The organism is Microvirga medicaginis (genome assembly GCF_052658925.1).
In genome coordinates, this window is the sequence record NZ_JBQWEL010000005.1 from 117,054 (window position 1) to 133,196 (window position 16,143).

At 63.3% G+C, this 16,143-nt stretch carries 13 protein-coding genes; 3 read left to right on the plus strand and 10 right to left on the minus strand.

From position 1 onward, the window contains the following. Positions 1 to 7: 7 nt before the first annotated feature. The 7 genes from ACUXUR_RS09125 to ACUXUR_RS09155 form a co-directional block, all read right to left on the minus strand. On the minus strand, positions 8 to 2,575 hold the full coding sequence (locus ACUXUR_RS09125; RefSeq protein WP_445502034.1) for a PAS domain-containing sensor histidine kinase: 2,568 nt from the start codon (positions 2,573 to 2,575) through the stop codon (positions 8 to 10). Positions 2,576 to 2,943: 368 nt separating this feature from the next. Beyond that, entirely contained in the window at positions 2,944 to 4,344 is a 1,401-nt protein-coding gene (ahcY, locus tag ACUXUR_RS09130; protein WP_445502035.1) for an adenosylhomocysteinase, read from the minus strand. A 122-nt stretch (positions 4,345 to 4,466) separates the two neighbouring features. After that, positions 4,467 to 4,790: an HPr family phosphocarrier protein gene (locus tag ACUXUR_RS09135; RefSeq protein WP_445502036.1), complete on the minus strand. Its 324-nt coding sequence runs from the start codon at positions 4,788 to 4,790 to the stop codon at positions 4,467 to 4,469. 5 nt (positions 4,791 to 4,795) lie between these two features. Continuing rightward, the gene (locus ACUXUR_RS09140) at positions 4,796 to 5,197 is read right to left on the minus strand and encodes a PTS sugar transporter subunit IIA (RefSeq protein ID WP_047188137.1); all 402 of its coding nucleotides are present in this window, start codon (positions 5,195 to 5,197) and stop codon (positions 4,796 to 4,798) included. Positions 5,198 to 5,285: 88 nt separating this feature from the next. Then, positions 5,286 to 5,741 (minus strand): HPr kinase/phosphorylase, encoded by a 456-nt coding sequence (locus tag ACUXUR_RS09145; protein ID WP_445502037.1) that lies wholly within the window; start codon positions 5,739 to 5,741, stop codon positions 5,286 to 5,288. Then, positions 5,738 to 7,603: a stimulus-sensing domain-containing protein gene (locus ACUXUR_RS09150; protein ID WP_445502038.1), complete on the minus strand. Its 1,866-nt coding sequence runs from the start codon at positions 7,601 to 7,603 to the stop codon at positions 5,738 to 5,740. The genes ACUXUR_RS09145 and ACUXUR_RS09150 overlap by 4 nt, the downstream gene beginning before the upstream one ends. Positions 7,604 to 7,695: 92 nt before the next feature. Beyond that, a complete protein-coding gene (locus tag ACUXUR_RS09155) occupies positions 7,696 to 8,394 on the minus strand; it encodes a response regulator transcription factor (RefSeq protein ID WP_047188140.1) in 699 nt (232 codons plus the stop codon). 519 nt (positions 8,395 to 8,913) lie between these two features. Here ACUXUR_RS09155 and ACUXUR_RS09160 point away from each other — a divergent pair. Beyond that, positions 8,914 to 10,524, plus strand: a complete 1,611-nt coding sequence (locus ACUXUR_RS09160; protein WP_445502039.1) for a phosphoenolpyruvate carboxykinase — start codon at positions 8,914 to 8,916, stop codon at positions 10,522 to 10,524. A 68-nt stretch (positions 10,525 to 10,592) separates the two neighbouring features. Next, a complete protein-coding gene (locus tag ACUXUR_RS09165; RefSeq protein WP_445502040.1) occupies positions 10,593 to 11,738 on the plus strand; it encodes an NAD(P)/FAD-dependent oxidoreductase in 1,146 nt (381 codons plus the stop codon). A gap of 61 nt (positions 11,739 to 11,799) precedes the next feature. Here ACUXUR_RS09165 and ACUXUR_RS09170 read toward each other — a convergent pair whose 3' ends face one another. Further along, positions 11,800 to 13,206, minus strand: a complete 1,407-nt coding sequence (locus ACUXUR_RS09170; RefSeq protein WP_445502041.1) for a sodium:proton antiporter — start codon at positions 13,204 to 13,206, stop codon at positions 11,800 to 11,802. A gap of 171 nt (positions 13,207 to 13,377) precedes the next feature. On the opposite strand from ACUXUR_RS09170, the gene ACUXUR_RS09175 reads away from it, so the two are divergent. Beyond that, entirely contained in the window at positions 13,378 to 14,169 is a 792-nt protein-coding gene (locus tag ACUXUR_RS09175; protein ID WP_445502042.1) for a class II glutamine amidotransferase, read from the plus strand. 9 nt (positions 14,170 to 14,178) lie between these two features. Here ACUXUR_RS09175 and ACUXUR_RS09180 read toward each other — a convergent pair whose 3' ends face one another. Together ACUXUR_RS09180 and ACUXUR_RS09185 are read right to left on the minus strand one after the other, a co-directional pair. Beyond that, positions 14,179 to 15,525, minus strand: coding sequence for an adenylate/guanylate cyclase domain-containing protein (locus ACUXUR_RS09180; protein WP_445502043.1), 1,347 nt, complete (start codon positions 15,523 to 15,525; stop codon positions 14,179 to 14,181). A gap of 267 nt (positions 15,526 to 15,792) precedes the next feature. Then, a complete protein-coding gene (locus ACUXUR_RS09185) occupies positions 15,793 to 16,122 on the minus strand; it encodes a hypothetical protein (protein WP_445502044.1) in 330 nt (109 codons plus the stop codon). Between the last annotated feature and the right edge of the window lie 21 nt (positions 16,123 to 16,143).

Genomic DNA, 16,143 nt, shown 5'->3' on the forward strand with positions numbered 1-16,143 from the left:
AGGGGTCCTACTCGGCAGCCATAGGAGTTAGCGCAGAGGGGCCGGATCGGCCATCGGAGGGAGATTCCTGCCGGTCATTGGGGAAGATGCAGGTCACCGTAGTGCCCTGGCCCGGCGCGGAGGTAAGATCGATGCGCCCGCCATGAAGCTCCACGAAGGAGCGGACGATGGACAGTCCCAGGCCTACGCCCCGGTGGCGGGTGCCCAATGTGTGGCTCTCGAACCGCTCGAAGATGCGCGCCTTGATCTCCGGCGGGATGCCGCGGCCCTGGTCCTTCACCTCGAAGATGACCTCGCCGCCGCGCTTGCGGGCAGACACCGTGATGGTCTGACCCGGCGAGGAGAAGCCCACTGCGTTCGAGAGCAGATTGAACAGGATCTGCCGCACGCGCTTGCCGTCCGCCACGAAGGTGCCGATGTCGCCCGGCGTATCGATGACGAGATGGAGCGATGATTCCGCGAGCCGGTCCTCGAGGCCGCGCATCGCGGCCTCGATGGTGGAGCGGATATCGACGATCTCCGGCGTGAGCTCCAGCGAGCCCGTGTCGATGGAGGCAAGGTCCAGGATGTCGTTGAGAATCGCGAGCAGCGCCGCCGAGGAGCGCATGATGTGATCCGCATAATCGCGCTGGCGCGGATTAAGCGCGCCCACGGTCTCGTCGCCGAGCAATTGTGTGAAGCCGATGATGTTGGTGAGCGGCGAGCGCAGCTCGTACGACACGTGGTGCACGAATTCGTCGCGAAGCCGCGAGGCGCGTTCCAGCGCCTCGTTGCGTTCGGTGAGCGCGCGCTCCACGTTCACGCTCGCAGTGACATCGGTGAAGCTCAACAGCGTCGCGCCATCGGGCAGAGGCTGCGCCGTGCAATCGAGCGCCGAACCATCGGGCCGCTCGATGCGGCAGGAGAGGCCCATGCGCATGTCGGCAAGGCCCACCACTGCGCCGCGAATGTCGGTCCACGGCTCCTCTTGCGGCGCCAGCAGGCGACAGGCCTTGATGATCGTTTCGACATGCGGATTTGGCGTCAGCATGTCGGAGGTCAGGTTCCACATTTCCGCGAAGGCGCGGTTGTGCAGCTTGAGGCGTCCGTCCGAGCCGAACACCGCCACGCCCTCCTTGAGCGTGTTGAGCGTTTCGCCCTGCACTTGGGTCAGCGAGTTCACCTGCGAGGCGAGTTCGAAGCGCTCGCTCACGTCGTCGAACAGATAGGTTACGCCGCCCTGCGGATTGGGATTGATCACCACACGCAAAGTGCGGCGGTCAGGCAGATGCCACCAGGTTTCCAGCTGTTCGACCGAGTGATAGCCGTTGAGAAAATCCGCCTTCCATGCGCGAAAATCCGCTTGCTCCGGCAGCTTGCGCGCAGCGCGCAGACGATCGAGCACCTCGCTGTCCGTGGGACGCGAGGAGAGGAATGCCGCGTCCAGGCCCCAGAGACGCTGATAAGCGGCGTTGCTGAAGATGAGTGTTTGCGATCCGTCGAAGATCGCGACCGCCGTCGGGAGCTGATCGAGGGTGCGCACATGCGCATCCATCTGCCGCTGCAGATCGGTGCGCACGGCCTCCAGCTCTGATACGTCCACCGCAATGCCCGCGCTGCCGCCCGCAGTGGGGCGCTCGATCACGTCGAGGACGGCGCGCTGGCCGGCAACGACGGCTGTCACACGCGCGGTATAAACCGCACCGCTCTTGCGCTGGCGGAGCGCGTCCTCCCGCGCCCGTTCGCTCAGGAGTTCGAGGGAGCGGGCAATCGCATCATCGAGGTTCGGCGCTTCAACGGCGCGCAGGTAAGCCTGGTTCGCCCAGAGCAGCCTGTCATCCGCATCGCGGATCCAGAGCGGATAAGCCACGTCGTCGAGCAGCATGGTCATGGAGCGAAGATCGCTGCGTGCATTGGCAAGATCCGCGCGTGTCTTCAGAAGATCGGCGCGGTCGCCGGTCACGTCGCGCAGCCGCAGGATCGCGCGGCCGCCGATGGTCCGTCCTTCCACATCGATGAAGTGGTTGGAGAGCGTGCGCGCCACTTGGCGGAACGCTTCGCCGCGCTGCTTCAGTTGCTCGAGGGAGGCTTCTGCGGCGGCCGCATCGCTCGGCTGCATCCAGGTGCCGAAGGCAAGCGCGCGTTGCGCGGGCGCGCCCCCGCCGATGATGGAGGGATCGCCCTGGAAGCGTGGCTCGCTGTTGCGTCCCTGCCAGCTCACCAGCAATTGCCGCTCGGAACCCATGAGCAGGGTCGCAAGATCGTCGGAGCCGCGCAAAGCCGCAAGCTCTCTGCGCAAGGCGCGCTCCACCCGCGCGGAGCGGCGGCGCTCCTGCATCAGCAACAGGGAGGTGATGGTGGTGAGCGACATCAGGCCCATGAAGAGGCCGAAGGCCGCGGCGCTGTGCAGATTGAAACCGTAGAGATAGGCGAGGATGTCGGAGGCCTGCTCCATAAGATGAGCGGGCGTGTCGGCGGCAAAGGCGGCTTGGGACGTTCCGGAGAGAAGCGTCAGGCTCAAGGGCACGCGGACGAAGCCTGGGAGGATGCCTGCCTCGCCGCAGCTGCCGTTTTGATGCTCCCCTAGCCCGGCCATGCCGTGCGGTCCTCCCCAATACGAACGGCCTTCAACAGGCCAAGTGTGTTCACGCCTCTAGAGCCTTTCTCTTGCTCGAGAGGAGATACCGCCTACGCATGAACGGAACTGCCGGCATGGTTTGCAAGAAAACCGCGGTACCGCCGGTCGAATCGCATTCACTCTAGACCACCCCTGACTCCGCCAGGAAGAGGGTTAACGTCGGCTTAATCTTCCTTTGGAAAAGCTGTGCGCAATTGGTGGAAAGCTATTGCATTTGCGACACACGCATGACGCTGCGGCGTGCTGCCGATTCGACAGCAAGGCCTAAGAAAAAAGCCCGGCATGGAGCCGGGCTTTCTTGAATATTTCCGTCACGGAAGGTCCGATCAGTAGCGATAATGGTCCGGCTTGAACGGGCCGGTCTCCTTGACGCCGATATAGGCCGCCTGGTCGGGGCGCAGCTTCGTGAGCTTCACGCCGATCTTCTCGAGGTGCAGGGCAGCCACTTTCTCGTCGAGATGCTTGGGCAGGGTGTAGACCTTGCGCTCGTACTTGCCCTGGTTGGCGAAGAGCTCGATCTGGGCAAGCGTCTGGTTCGTGAAGGAGGCCGACATCACGAAGGATGGGTGGCCCATGGCGTTGCCGAGATTCACGAGGCGGCCTTCCGACAGCAGGATGATGCGGTGGCCGTCGGGGAACTCGATCTCGTCCACCTGCGGCTTGATGTTGTTCCACTTGAGGTTCTTGAGAGCCGCGACCTGGATCTCGTTGTCGAAGTGGCCGATGTTGCAGACGATGGCGCGGTCCTTCATCGCCCGCATGTGGTCGATGGTGATCACGTCCTTGTTGCCGGTCGCGGTGACGAAGATGTCGGCGCGGGGAGCCGCGTCCTCCATCGTCGTGACCTCATAGCCTTCCATGGCGGCCTGGAGCGCGCAGATCGGGTCGACTTCCGACACCAGCACGCGGCAGCCGGCCTGACGGAGCGAAGCGGCCGAGCCCTTGCCCACGTCGCCGAAGCCCGCGACCATCGCGACCTTGCCGGCCATCATCACGTCCGTGCCGCGGCGGATGCCGTCGACGAGCGACTCGCGGCAGCCATAGAGATTGTCGAACTTCGACTTCGTGACCGAGTCGTTCACGTTGATCGCCGGGAAGAGGAGCTTGCCCTCCTTCTCCATGATGTAGAGGCGGTGAACGCCGGTGGTGGTCTCCTCCGACACGCCCTTGATGGAGGCGGCGAGCTCGGCGAACCAGCCCTTCGGCTTTTCCGACAGCAGGCGCTTGATGAGAGCGAAGAAGACCTCCTCTTCCTCGGAGCCGGGCTTGTCGAGGAAGGCGGTGTCGCCCTGCTCGGCGCGCAGGCCCGCATGGACCAGCATGGTGGCATCGCCGCCGTCGTCGAGGATCATGTTCGGCATGCCGCCGTCATGCCAGTCGAAGAGCTTGGCGGTGAAGTCCCAGTATTCCTTCAGGGTTTCGCCCTTGTAGGCGAAGACCGGGATCCCGGCGGCGGCGATCGCCGCGGCGGCGTGGTCCTGGGTGGAATAGATGTTGCAGGACACCCAGCGGATGTCGGCGCCGAGAGCCTTCAATGTCTCGATCAGCACCGCGGTCTGGATGGTCATGTGGAGCGAGCCGGCGATGCGGGCGCCCTTCAGCGGCTGCCTGGGGCCGTATTCCTCGCGCACGGCCATGAGGCCCGGCATCTCAGTCTCGGCAATCGAGATTTCCTTGCGGCCGAAATCGGCAAGCCCGATGTCTTTAACGATGTAGTCCTGAGCCATGATGGCCTCCGTGCACCCGTGGGGTTTCGATTGGCGGTGTCTCTACCAGAGACCTGCCCGGGAGGCAATCAAGATATAAAGATGTCTTTATATGTTTCGGGTGGAGTGGCCGAAGATGGGAGCTACTCCTCCTCGCCGAACCTGTTGGCGAGGAGGTCGTCGATGGCCTGGAGGCAGGCCTGGGCGTCCTGGCCCTTCGCGGCGACGGTGATCGTGGTACCCTGGGCGGCAGCCAGGGTCAGGAGACCCATGATCGAGCGGCCGCCGACCGTCTCGCCGCAGCGGGTCACGGTCACGTCGGCGTCGAAGCGCTCGACGGTCTGGACGAACTTGGCCGATGCCCGGGCATGCAGGCCCCGGCGATTGATGATCGGGAGCTCCCGGACCTCGGCCCCGTCGGGAACAGGAGCTGGGGGGCAATCCTCCTGGTCGAGGGGCTGATCCATGGTTCTTATTTTCCCGACAGAACGCGCGAGGCGATGTTGATGTATTTCCGCCCCGCTTCCTGCGCGTGGGAGACCGCATCGTTCAAGGGCTCCTCGTCGCGGACGGAAGCCAACTTGATGAGCATGGGCAGATTGATGCCGGCAACCACCTCGACGGAGCCGCCGTTCATGCAGGACAGGGCAAGGTTCGAGGGCGTGCCCCCGAACATGTCGGTCAGAACCACGACACCCTGACCCGAGTTGACCCGGCACACGGCGGCCATGATGTCCTTGCGCCGTGTTTCCATGTCGTCGTCAGGGCCAATCGTGATCGTCTCAAGCTGCTCTTGAGGACCCACGACATGCTCCAGCGCGGCTTTGAATTCCGTCGCGAGCTGCCCGTGGGTGACGAGCACCATTCCAATCATATTGTTCCAGGTCCAAACGCTCCGAGAGCGGAGCCGCTATTTTGTGCACCGCGAAGCCAAGCGCAAGAGCATTGAGAGGAAAAGTTCATCACAGTGTCGCAACCGTGTCGCAAACACCACTCAGGCGCCCCAGGGCAATGCTCGCAAAACTTGCCCCGGCCCGCATGCGGATGCGAGGGACCATGACGCCGCACAGAACAATATTGCTGTCTTCCGCTTCCGGAAAGCGCGGTGGGTCTTCGCTGAGATCGATGACGAGGCGGATGACGGCGGCAGGCTCGTAGGGCTGCCGGATGATGCCCAGACCATGGATCTCCAGGTGGCCTGCGAGCGGCTCCACCGGGCGTGCGAGGAGGCGCCCGTGATCGACGCGGAGGGTGGTTCTGTCATCGCTGACGAGGCAGCCGAACCGGCCCGTCTGGATGGCATGAAGCACCATCTCGCGCGCCAATGTCGATTTGCCCGAGCCCGAGCGACCCCGGATCAGAACGCCGGCTTCGCCGATGACGACGCAGGACGCATGGACGGTTTCAGGCTGGCTCAAGGCGTTTTCTCTCCTTGAGCCTTTTTAGCCTGTTCCCGCTTGGCCGTCTCTTTCTTCGCCTGCTCCTTCCTGCCCTTCGGATTCTCGGCCGTGGGCAGGCGGATGATGAAGCGGGCGCCGAGCCGCTTCGGCTCGCCGGTCTCGTCCGGTGAGCCGAGCCGGTTTTCGGCGCGGATCTTGCCGCGATGAGCCTCGATGATCTGCCGGGAGATGGACAGTCCCAGGCCGGAATTCTGACCAAAGCCCTGATTGGGCCGGTCCGTATAAAAGCGCTCGAAGATGCGGTCGAGGGCATCGGGCTCGATGCCCGGACCATTGTCCTCCACCAGAATCTCGACCTCGGTCTTCCGCCGCCGCAACGTCACGCGCACCGGCGCATCGGGAGGAGAGAAGGAACGTGCATTGTCGATAAGGTTGTTGAACACCTGGCCGAGGCGGCTGTCATGGCCGAGTACCAGGAAGGCATCGCGGCCGCGCGGATGATTCTCGATGCTGAGCTCGACGAGCGGATCGTGCTCCTGCCGACGCTCGTTGGCCACAGACACCACCGCGTCGAGCAGGCGCGTCATGTCCACCGGTTCCGCATCGGCGCGGGCGAGTTCCGCATCGAGGCGCGACGCATCGGAGATGTCGCTGATGAGGCGGTCGAGGCGCTTCACATCATGCTGAATGATCGACATGAGGCGCCCACGGGATTCGTCGCTGCGGGCGAGGGGCAGGGTCTCCACGGCGCTTCGAAGCGACGTGAGCGGGTTCTTCAGCTCATGCGCTACGTCCGCCGCGAAGCTCTCGATGGCGTCGATGCGGTTGTAGAGCGCCTTCGTCATGTCGCGCAGCGCGCCTGACAGGTGGCCGATCTCGTCGGAGCGATTGGTGAAATCCGGAATTTCCTGGCGGGACTTGGTGCCCCAGCGAACGCGCTCCGCCGCTTCTGCCAGGCGGCGCACGGGGCCTGCAATGGCGCCTGCGAGGAAAAGCGAGAGCACGATCATCACGACTGCCGCCACCAGAAACACCTGGAGCAGCGCGAAGCGTTCGGAGGCGATGATGGCGTCGATGTCGCCTTCCTGCGTCGAGAGCAGCAGGACGCCCTGCACCGCGCGGAAGCGCTGAATCGGCACCGCGACGGAGACGATGGTTTCGCCGCGTGTGTTCACGCGCACCACGCTTGATTGCTGGCCTGAGAAGGCCTGCTGCACTTCGGCCAAGGACTTTCCGTTGACGGGGCCTGCCTCCTCCTGCACCGGGCGCTTGGTGCGACGGAACATCTTGCGCACGCTGTTCCAGAGGCGCTCGATGGTGCTTGCCGTATCCTCCACATTGGCGACCGGCGGCAGGTCCATCCGCAGGATGTCGCCGCGGGAATAGAAGTTGCGGGAATCGAGCAGGAGCAGACCGTCCCGGTCGAAGATCCGGGCGCGGGTCTGGGTCGGGGTCACGAGACGCCGCAGCAGGGGCGCGACGCGTTCCGGGTTGATGGAGAATTCGAGCGAGGAGAGGCTCTCGTCGTTCATGCGCTCGGTCTCGCCCGCCTGCATCTGGAGGAGCTGGTCAGGGTCGAGGGTGATGGTGTTGGTTTCCACCGTCGCGGAACTCGCGATGGCGCCGGCGATGATCTCACCTTGCGTAAGCAGGCTCTGCACCCGCGCCTCGATGAGGCCTTCGCGGAACTGGTTGAGATAGAGAAAGCCCACGAGCAGGGCCACGAGGCCCGCGAGATTGAGCACGACGATGCGGCGCGTCAGGCTCGACGAGGCGCGCTGGTAGAGCATGCGGCCGAAACCGTTCAGCCGCGCCAGGATGCCGCGAGGAGCAGGCGGATCGTCGGACGACGCCTCGGCGTGGATGGGATCAGCCTTCATGCCACTCATTCAGCACGGCCCGAAAGGTCTTTTCGGACCATGCCCGTCTTTCCTGGTTGTCCTTTGCCGTCGAAGGCAAGCGCTCTCAGGCTTTAAGCTTCCTTGAAGCGATAGCCGACGCCGTAAAGGGTCTCGATCATTTCGAAACTCGGGTCAACCACCTTGAACTTCTTGCGCAGGCGCTTGATGTGGCTGTCGATGGTGCGGTCGTCCACATAGACCTGATCGTCATAGGCCGCATCCATCAGGGCATTGCGGCTTTTCACCACGCCGGGACGCGTGGCGAGCGCCTGCAGGATCAGGAATTCGGTCACGGTGAGCGTCACCGGCTCGCCCTTCCACGTGCAGGCGTGGCGTTCCGGGTCCATCTTCAGCTGGCCGCGCTCCAGGGCCTTCGGGTCGGCTTCCTTGGGGGCGCTCTGGTCCTTGGGAGCGAAGCGGCGCAGCACCGCCTTCACGCGTTCGACCAGGAGGCGCTGGGAGAAGGGTTTCCGGATGAAGTCGTCCGCGCCCATTTTCAGGCCGAACAGCTCATCGATCTCCTCGTCCTTGGAGGTCAGGAAGATCACGGGCAGATCCGACTTCTGGCGCAGGCGCCGCAGCAGCTCCATGCCGTCCATGCGTGGCATCTTGATGTCGAAGATGGCAAGATCCGGCGGCGCATGCTTCAGGCCGTCGAGGGCGGACGCCCCGTCGGTATAGGTCTGGATGCGATATCCCTCCGCCTCGAGGGCGATCGAGACCGAAGTCAGGATGTTGCGATCGTCATCGACAAGGGCGATCGTGGGCATGAACTCTTCCCTAAGCTTACACGGACGATGGTCGCGTGACGTATCGTTCGACAACGCAGAAGGCCTTAAAGTGTGCCCAACTGCGCCTTACTCATGGCATAAATATGGTTGCCCCCAGTCCAAGTGCCAGGGCAGGCCATGCGATAGTGGTGTTTAGGAAGCGCAGGTTCAACCAGGGATGAACGGACCAGGACCATTTTGAGGCCGATCTGCCGCACGGAATACGCCGCCCCGGAGCCTGAAAGCATTGCACGATGGAGACCTCCCCCGTCAATCCTTCCAAAGAACTCTGCGACAAATGCTGAAAATCCGGGCGAACTACCCTGGATGGGTCTAGCGCCGCGAAAAATAGAATGCCATGGAATGCCCTCGGTTGACGGCTTAGCCGACTGACCTAAACATCCTTAGTTCAGGCGGATTTGCGCGGATGAACCGCGCCGCTTGAGTACAACAATGTGACGGCCATCTGAAAGGCGGCACATCCGCCGCTCGATGATCGGCGACCAGGAGAAGTCTTCCGTGGATAACATCGGCGTCTTCAACAGCGCTCAAGGCGCGGAGGCTATCGGCTTCCGCAATCTCAAAAAAGTCTACTGGAACCTCGAAGCCCCGGCACTCTACGAGCATTCCCTGACAAGGGCTGAGACCAAGCTCGTGAAAGGTGGCGCTCTCCTGGCCGAGACCGGCGTTCACACGGGCCGTTCGCCCAAGGACAAGTTCGTGGTTCGGGACGAGAACACCGAAAGCGCGGTCTGGTGGGACAACAACGGCTCCATCACCCCCGGCCACTTCGACACCCTGCTGCAGGATTTCCTGGCTCATGCCGAGGGCAAGGAGCTGTTCGCGCAGGATCTTTACGGCGGTGCCGACCCGGCCTACCGGGTCAAGGCCCGCGTGTTCACGGAATTCGCCTGGCACTCCCTGTTCATCCGCAACCTGCTGATCCGTCCCGAGATGGGCGAGCTGCAGGACTACGTGCCCGGCCTCACCATCATCGACCTTCCCTCCTTCAAGGCCGATCCGGCCCGCCACGGTTGCCGCTCAGAGACGGTGATCGCCTGCGATTTCACCCGCAAGATCGTGCTGATCGGCGGCACCTCCTATGCCGGCGAGATGAAGAAGTCGGTCTTCACCTATCTCAACTACGTTCTGCCGCCGCAGAAGGTCATGCCCATGCATTGCTCCGCCAATGTGGGCCATGAGGGGGATGTCGCCGTCTTCTTCGGTCTCTCCGGCACCGGCAAGACCACGCTGTCCGCCGATCCGAACCGCGTCCTGCTCGGCGATGACGAGCATGGCTGGGGCCCGAATGGCGTGTTCAACTTCGAGGGCGGCTGCTACGCCAAGACCATCCGCCTCTCCCGCGAGGCGGAGCCCGAGATCTTCGCGACCACCGAGCGCTTCGGCACCGTTCTGGAGAACGTGGTGGTCGATCCCATCACCCGCGTTCCGAACTTCGACGATGCATCGAAGACGGAGAACACGCGATGCGCCTATCCGCTGGACTTCATCCCGAATGCGAGCCCGACCGGCCGCGCGGGAATTCCGAAGAACATCGTGATGCTCACCTGCGATGCCTTCGGCGTTCTGCCTCCCATCGCCAAGCTCACGCCGGCGGAAGCCATGTATCACTTCCTCTCCGGCTACACTGCCAAGGTGGCAGGCACGGAAAAGGGCGTGAAGGATCCGGAAGCCACCTTCTCCACCTGCTTCGGCTCGCCCTTCATGCCGCGCCATCCGTCCGAATACGGCAATCTGCTGCGTGACCTCATCGCCAAGCACCATGTGGATTGCTGGCTCGTCAACACCGGCTGGACCGGCGGAAAATACGGCGTCGGCCGCCGCATGCCGATCCGCGTCACGCGCCGCCTGCTCACCGCGGCGCTCGACGGTTCGCTCTCCCGTGCCGATTTCCGTCGCGATCCCTATTTCGGCTTCGCGGTGCCGACATCGGTGCCCGGCGTCGAGCCGCACATCCTGTATCCGGTGAAGACCTGGGCCGACAAGGCGGAGTTCGCCGAGACCGCAAAGCGCCTGATCGCCATGTTCAACGAGAACTTCAAGCGCTTCGAGGGTCACGTCGATTCCGACGTGCGCTCGGCAGCGCCGCAGATGTCGATCGCAGCATAAAAGCTGCTGTCATTAAGACGACAGGAACGGCGGCTTCAGGGCCGCCGTTTCGCGTTGGGGATAGAGGCATGGACATTCTTGTCATCGGCGCCGGCGTTGTCGGACTGGCGATCGCCCGTGAGTTGGCTCTGTGCGGCCACAGCGTCATCGTGGCCGAGAAAACAGGCGGCATCGGCAATGGCGTATCCTCGCGCAACAGCGAGGTGATCCATGCGGGCATGTATTACCCGACGGATTCGCTTCGCGCGCGCCACTGCGTGAATGGGCGCCGCATGCTCTACGCTTTCTGCGAGAGCCACGGCGTGCTGCACAGGAAATGCGGCAAGCTCATCGTGGCGACGAACGATCTCGAACAGGCGAAGATCGAAGGCATCTACGAGCAGGGCATCGCCAATGGCGTGGAGGGGCTGTCCTACCTCACGGGCGACGAGGCAAGAGCGCTCGAGCCGAACCTCTTCTGCACCGGCGCGGTGCTCTCGAGCGAAACCGGGATTATCGACAGCCATGCGCTGATGCTGGCATTGCAGGGCGATCTCGAATCCGCAGGCGGCATGATCGCCTTTCACGCGCCCGTCGAGCGGATCGTGCAAAATGGAACGGGATGGAACGTGCATGTCGGCGGCGCGGAGCCGATTGAAATTGCCGTCGATGCGGTGATCAATGCGGCGGGCTTAAGTGCGCAGGCGCTGGCACGCGCAACGGAAGGTTACGCTCAAGAGCGCGTACCGCCTCTCGTGCTCGCCAAGGGCAATTACTTCGGCTGCCTCGGGAAGCCTGCCTTCTCGCGCCTGATCTATCCCGCGCCCGTCGATGGAGGCTTGGGCACGCATGTGACGCTCGACCTTGCCGGGCACATGCGCTTCGGGCCCGATGTGGAATGGATCGATCACGAGGCCTACGAAGTCGATCCTGCTCGCGCTCAGAGCTTCTACGCCTCGATCCGTCGTTATTGGCCGGGCCTGCCGGATGGCGCGCTCGTGCCGGATTATGCAGGCATCCGCCCGAAGCTCACGGGCCCCGGCGAGAAGGCGGCCGATTTCATGATCGACGGACCGGCCGAGCACGGGCTTGCCGGCCTCGTCCATCTCTTCGGCATCGAGAGCCCGGGGCTGACCTCGTGCCTGTCGATTGCCGAGGATGTGGCGGGGCGGTTGGATGCTGAACGAACGTCATCCCGGACGGCGTCAGCCGATCCGGGATCGCGTGCAAAATAAAGCACCATTTTCGTCTTGCGATCCCGGGCTCTGCTCCGCAGCCCCGGGATGACAGGTTTCCTTAAGCCCTGAAGAACAGCAGCGTCGCCAGCAGGAAGGTCGGCACGAGAATGCCGCCCGACCAGAGAAGATAGCCGAAGAAGCTCGGCATCTTCACGCCGCCTTGGCGGGCGATCGCATAGACCATGAAGTTGGGAGCATTCCCGATATAGGAGTTCGCGCCCATGAACACGGAGCCCGCCGAAACGGCAGCGAGCGTCAGCGCACCCGTGGTCATGAGAGTCTGCGGATTGCCGCCGGCGAGCTCGAAGAACACGAGATAGGTCGGCGCGTTGTCGAGGAACGACGACAGGCCGCCGGTGAGCCAGAAATAGGCGGCGTTGTTGGCGGTCCCGTCCGGGTTCGTCACCAGGGCCACGAGAGGCGCGAACGCACCGTTCGCGCCGGCCTTGAGCATGGCGAGCACCGGGATGATGGCGATGAAGATGCCGGCAAAGAGCTTCGCCACTTCCTGGATCGGCCCCCAGGAGAAGCCGTTCTCCACGCGGTTCGCCTTCGGCGTGGCCTTCAACGAGATGATTGTCACGCCGACCATGATGGCATCGCGCAGGGCGTTCGCCAGCTCGATCTCCACACCCAGCACGGTGACGCGGCCGAGATCCGTGGTGGCGCTCATGAGAATCGCGGTGATGATGATGAAGATCAGCAGGAAGTTGATGCCGCCTGTCACCCGCACCGGATTGTCGGGCGTCGGGTCAGGCTTGATGTGCCCTTCCTTCTTGTAGATCACGGAATCGACAAGGAAGAAGAGCGCGAGCAGGATTCCGCTGATGAAGAGCGTCTCGGGAAAGAGATGCGTGGTAGTCCAGAAGAAGTCGACGCCGCGCAGGAAGCCGAGGAAGAGCGGCGGGTCGCCGAGCGGCGTGAGCGAGCCGCCGATATTCGACACCAGGAAGATGAAGAAGACGACCACATGGACATTGTGCCTGCGGTCGTCGTTGGCGCGCAGGACGGGGCGGATCATCACCATGGATGCGCCCGTCGTGCCGATGAAGCTCGCAAGCGCCGCGCCGATCGCAAGAAGCGTCGTGTTCGTGCCCGGAGAACCGTGCAGGTTGCCGCGCACCAGGATGCCGCCGGCGACGGTGAACAGCGCGAGCAGCAGCAGGATGAAGGGGATGTATTCAAGAACCGCCGTATGGAGGAGTGCCTGGAGCGCCGTGGACGGACCAAGGATGACCGCCATGGGTACGAGCACCAGCAGGCCCCAAAGGGCTGCGATCTTGCCCTGGTGATGCTCCCACGTATGGGCTGCGAGCAGCGGGAAAAGCGCGATGGAGAGCAGGATGCCGGCAAAGGGCAATGCCCAGAGAGGGCTCAAGGCCGCGCCATCGAGTTCGGCGGCGAAGGCGGCTTGCGGCAGTAAGGTCAGGGCGGCGGCGAGCGCCACGCTTGAGATGCGAAGCATGATCTTGGGTCCCCCTCGCCGGCTCCCGGCGCATCTGTGATCTTGTGGACACGGTTTAAGGGAAGGGGTCCATCGCCGCAACGGTGCGAGCGTTAACCGGCTATTCACCTTAAGTAAAAGAGACTACAACATCATTACACAAGCTTTGCCGCGCCTGGGGTTGTGGAGCCGATGTGCCGCTTTCTTGCCTACCGGGGAGAGCCGATCTTCCTCGATGAACTCGTCTGTGCCCCCGCTCATTCGCTGGTCCATCAGTCGCTTCACGCGATCGAGGCCAAGACGGAGACGAACGGCGATGGGTTCGGCATCGGCTGGTACGGCGAGCGCAAGGAGCCGGGCATCTATCGCGAGGTGCGCCCCGCCTGGTCGGACGAGAACCTGAGGAGCCTCTGCGAGCAGGTGCGCTCCGGCCTCTTCTTCGCCCATGTGCGCGCCTCCACCGGCACTTCCACCACACGGGCGAACTGCCATCCCTTCTCCCATGGCCGCTATCTCTTCATGCATAACGGCCAGATCGGCGGTTACCAGCGCATCAAGCGCAGGATCGAGGCCATGATCCCGGACGAGCTCTACGACCGCCGGCAGGGCACGACGGATTCGGAGGCGATCTTCCTCGTGGCCCTCGCCAACGGGCTCGCAGACGAGCCGGTGACCGCCATGGCCCGCACCCTCAAGCAGATCCGAGGTCTCATGGAAGAGGCCGGGATCGAAGAGGCGTTACGCTTTACTGCCGCCTTCACCGATGGCGAGAATCTCTGGGCCTATCGCTGGGCCTGCGATGCCAAGCCGCCGACGCTCTATTTCCGCGAGGAAAGGGGCAACCTGCTCGTGGTCTCCGAGCCCATCGACGACAAGACCAGGGGCTGGCGCGAGGTGCCGAAGGGCTGCAGCCTCGTGGCGCGGGCCGACGGCAATGTGGCCGTGCGATGTCTCAACGAAGCCATGGCGCAGCTCGCGGCGTGACGATCTGCTTCATCGTTCGAACGCGGTCTTCGATGCCGTTGATGCGCTCTTCAGGATGTCTTCGAGCCTCTCGTGCCGGTTTCTGGCTCGTGCGAGCCAGTCTGCGGCGATGGAGTGGTCGAGAAAGAAGGAGCTGAGCCGGCCTTCCTGGTCGGCTTTCAGGAATTCCGAAAGCGCCGCGAATTCGATCTGCCGATCCCGTGTCATTTGAGCCCTTCCGAGCCGCTCCTGTGAATGCTCTTCAGCCAGGAAGAAATAGGCCGGAGCGAAATCCGGGTGTTCCCCGACCAAGGCATGGATCTTTGCCTCGCGTTCCGGGCCTTCGAACTGGAGCGCATAGAGCAATGCGGTTGCGCGGGTTGGGACGTCCTCATGCAGCTCGGCGTAGACCTGCCGTGCCATCGCTCTGCCTTCATGCGTTTGCACGAGAGCCGCGTAGCGCAGGTGCGGGTCGATGAACTCCAATCCCATGCGGGCCAATGCATAATAAGCGCGGTGCGCGCCGGCCGTTTCGCCCTTCGCTTCAAACAGGACGGCTTTGTAATACAAGGCGGGCGCCGATTGGGAATTCTCGACCAAGCCGCCCTTTTGGGAGAGCCGCGAGAAAGTTTCCGCGGGGTCCGCCGACAGAAGAAGGGCTTGGGCGGCCTGCTGGGCGGGCAATGAAATGACAATGCCGTTATCGGCTCGTCCCTCAGGCGCAGTCGCAGACCAGCGGACGACGAGCGAGCCAGCGATAAGGCCGCTGAGGATCAAGGCCGCGATGCTGGCACCCGCGACCCACACGATAGGCACTCGTTTCGGTAGAGGAGGTATGCCGGACGATTCCGGCTCGACCTCCGTGCCCGGCCAGGCGATCGCAAAGGCATGAACCGGAACAGGGATGTTCTTGACCTTTCTTTCGCCCAGATCCACGAAGGGAACGGAGACCTTGCCGGAGACGGCCTCATATACGTCTCCCACGACGCAGATGCCGCCGGGCCTGGCGAGTGTCTCGAGGCGAGCTGCGATATTGACGGCCATGCCGAGAAGATCGCCATTCCGGTCAGCCACCTCGCCTGTGGAAATACCGATGCGAAACTGAAGCCACCGGTTCGGCGGATAGGCAAGATTACGCCTCCGGATCGCCTCCTGAATATCGATGGCTGTGCGTACGGCCTCGAGCGGGCTCTCGAACTCGCACATGATCGAGTCGCCTGCCGTGTTGAAGATGCGCCCTCCATGGCGGGCGACGAATGCCTCGTAGGCCTCGCGATAGGCTGTCAGCCGCTGGAGGGTCTCCTCTTCATCGTCAGCCACCAGCCGTGAGAAGTTCACGACATCGCTGGCCAGGATGGTGGTGACCCTGCGTTTCACCCGCGAACCCGCTCCGTCGGCATCGGACGCCGAAAGGTCCTCTGCTCAAGAAACTGCCGGGCCTGAGCTCAAGGAAGCTGCCCAAGTAAATAATGTTATAAAATAACGACACAATCAAGGATAATCGAATGAAAGTTCCAGCGGGCCGTCCGAGAGCCCGCCCGAATGTTCAGCTCCGCGCTTCGGAGGGGCCCTTTGAAGGAGTGCGACACGGCTTCCGAACAGGCCCCGGGCCGATTTCATGCAGGTGGAAACGGCCTTTGAGCGTTAGTTCAAGGATCCGCTCCCGCCCGACAGGAGCGGCAGCAGGGCGTCTTTAAGCGCTTTCATCTGCATCTGCGTCTCGGCTTGGGCCTGGGTGCTGTCCGCATCCGGATTGAGAAGGGCGCGCAAACGGGCATTTTCCGCGGCGAGACGGTCATTCTCGGCCATGAGGATCGAAACCTTTTCCTCGGCGATCCGCAGGCGGGCCTGAGCCTCGTCGCGCTCCTGCTCCCGCAGCTGCACCCGATCACGCCAGAGGCGGGTCGCAACGGTTTCCGTTCCCTCAATCATCATCGGCTCCTCGCATGATCCGAAGACGGCAGCAGCCGTCATGCTTGCACCATACTCTACATC

Excerpts from the sequence above, each read along its gene's own strand:
- ACUXUR_RS09125 (WP_445502034.1), bottom strand. The coding sequence starts at position 2,575 with ATGGCCGGGCTAGGGGAGCATCAAAACGGCAGCTGCGGCGAGGCAGGC.
- ahcY (WP_445502035.1), bottom strand. The coding sequence starts at position 4,344 with ATGGCTCAGGACTACATCGTTAAAGACATCGGGCTTGCCGATTTCGGC.
- ACUXUR_RS09135 (WP_445502036.1), bottom strand. The coding sequence starts at position 4,790 with ATGGATCAGCCCCTCGACCAGGAGGATTGCCCCCCAGCTCCTGTTCCC.
- ACUXUR_RS09140 (WP_047188137.1), bottom strand. The coding sequence starts at position 5,197 with ATGATTGGAATGGTGCTCGTCACCCACGGGCAGCTCGCGACGGAATTC.
- ACUXUR_RS09150 (WP_445502038.1), bottom strand. The coding sequence starts at position 7,603 with ATGAAGGCTGATCCCATCCACGCCGAGGCGTCGTCCGACGATCCGCCT.
- ACUXUR_RS09155 (WP_047188140.1), bottom strand. The coding sequence starts at position 8,394 with ATGCCCACGATCGCCCTTGTCGATGACGATCGCAACATCCTGACTTCG.
- ACUXUR_RS09165 (WP_445502040.1), top strand. The coding sequence starts at position 10,593 with ATGGACATTCTTGTCATCGGCGCCGGCGTTGTCGGACTGGCGATCGCC.
- ACUXUR_RS09170 (WP_445502041.1), bottom strand. The coding sequence starts at position 13,206 with ATGCTTCGCATCTCAAGCGTGGCGCTCGCCGCCGCCCTGACCTTACTG.
- ACUXUR_RS09175 (WP_445502042.1), top strand. The coding sequence starts at position 13,378 with ATGTGCCGCTTTCTTGCCTACCGGGGAGAGCCGATCTTCCTCGATGAA.
- ACUXUR_RS09185 (WP_445502044.1), bottom strand. The coding sequence starts at position 16,122 with ATGACGGCTGCTGCCGTCTTCGGATCATGCGAGGAGCCGATGATGATT.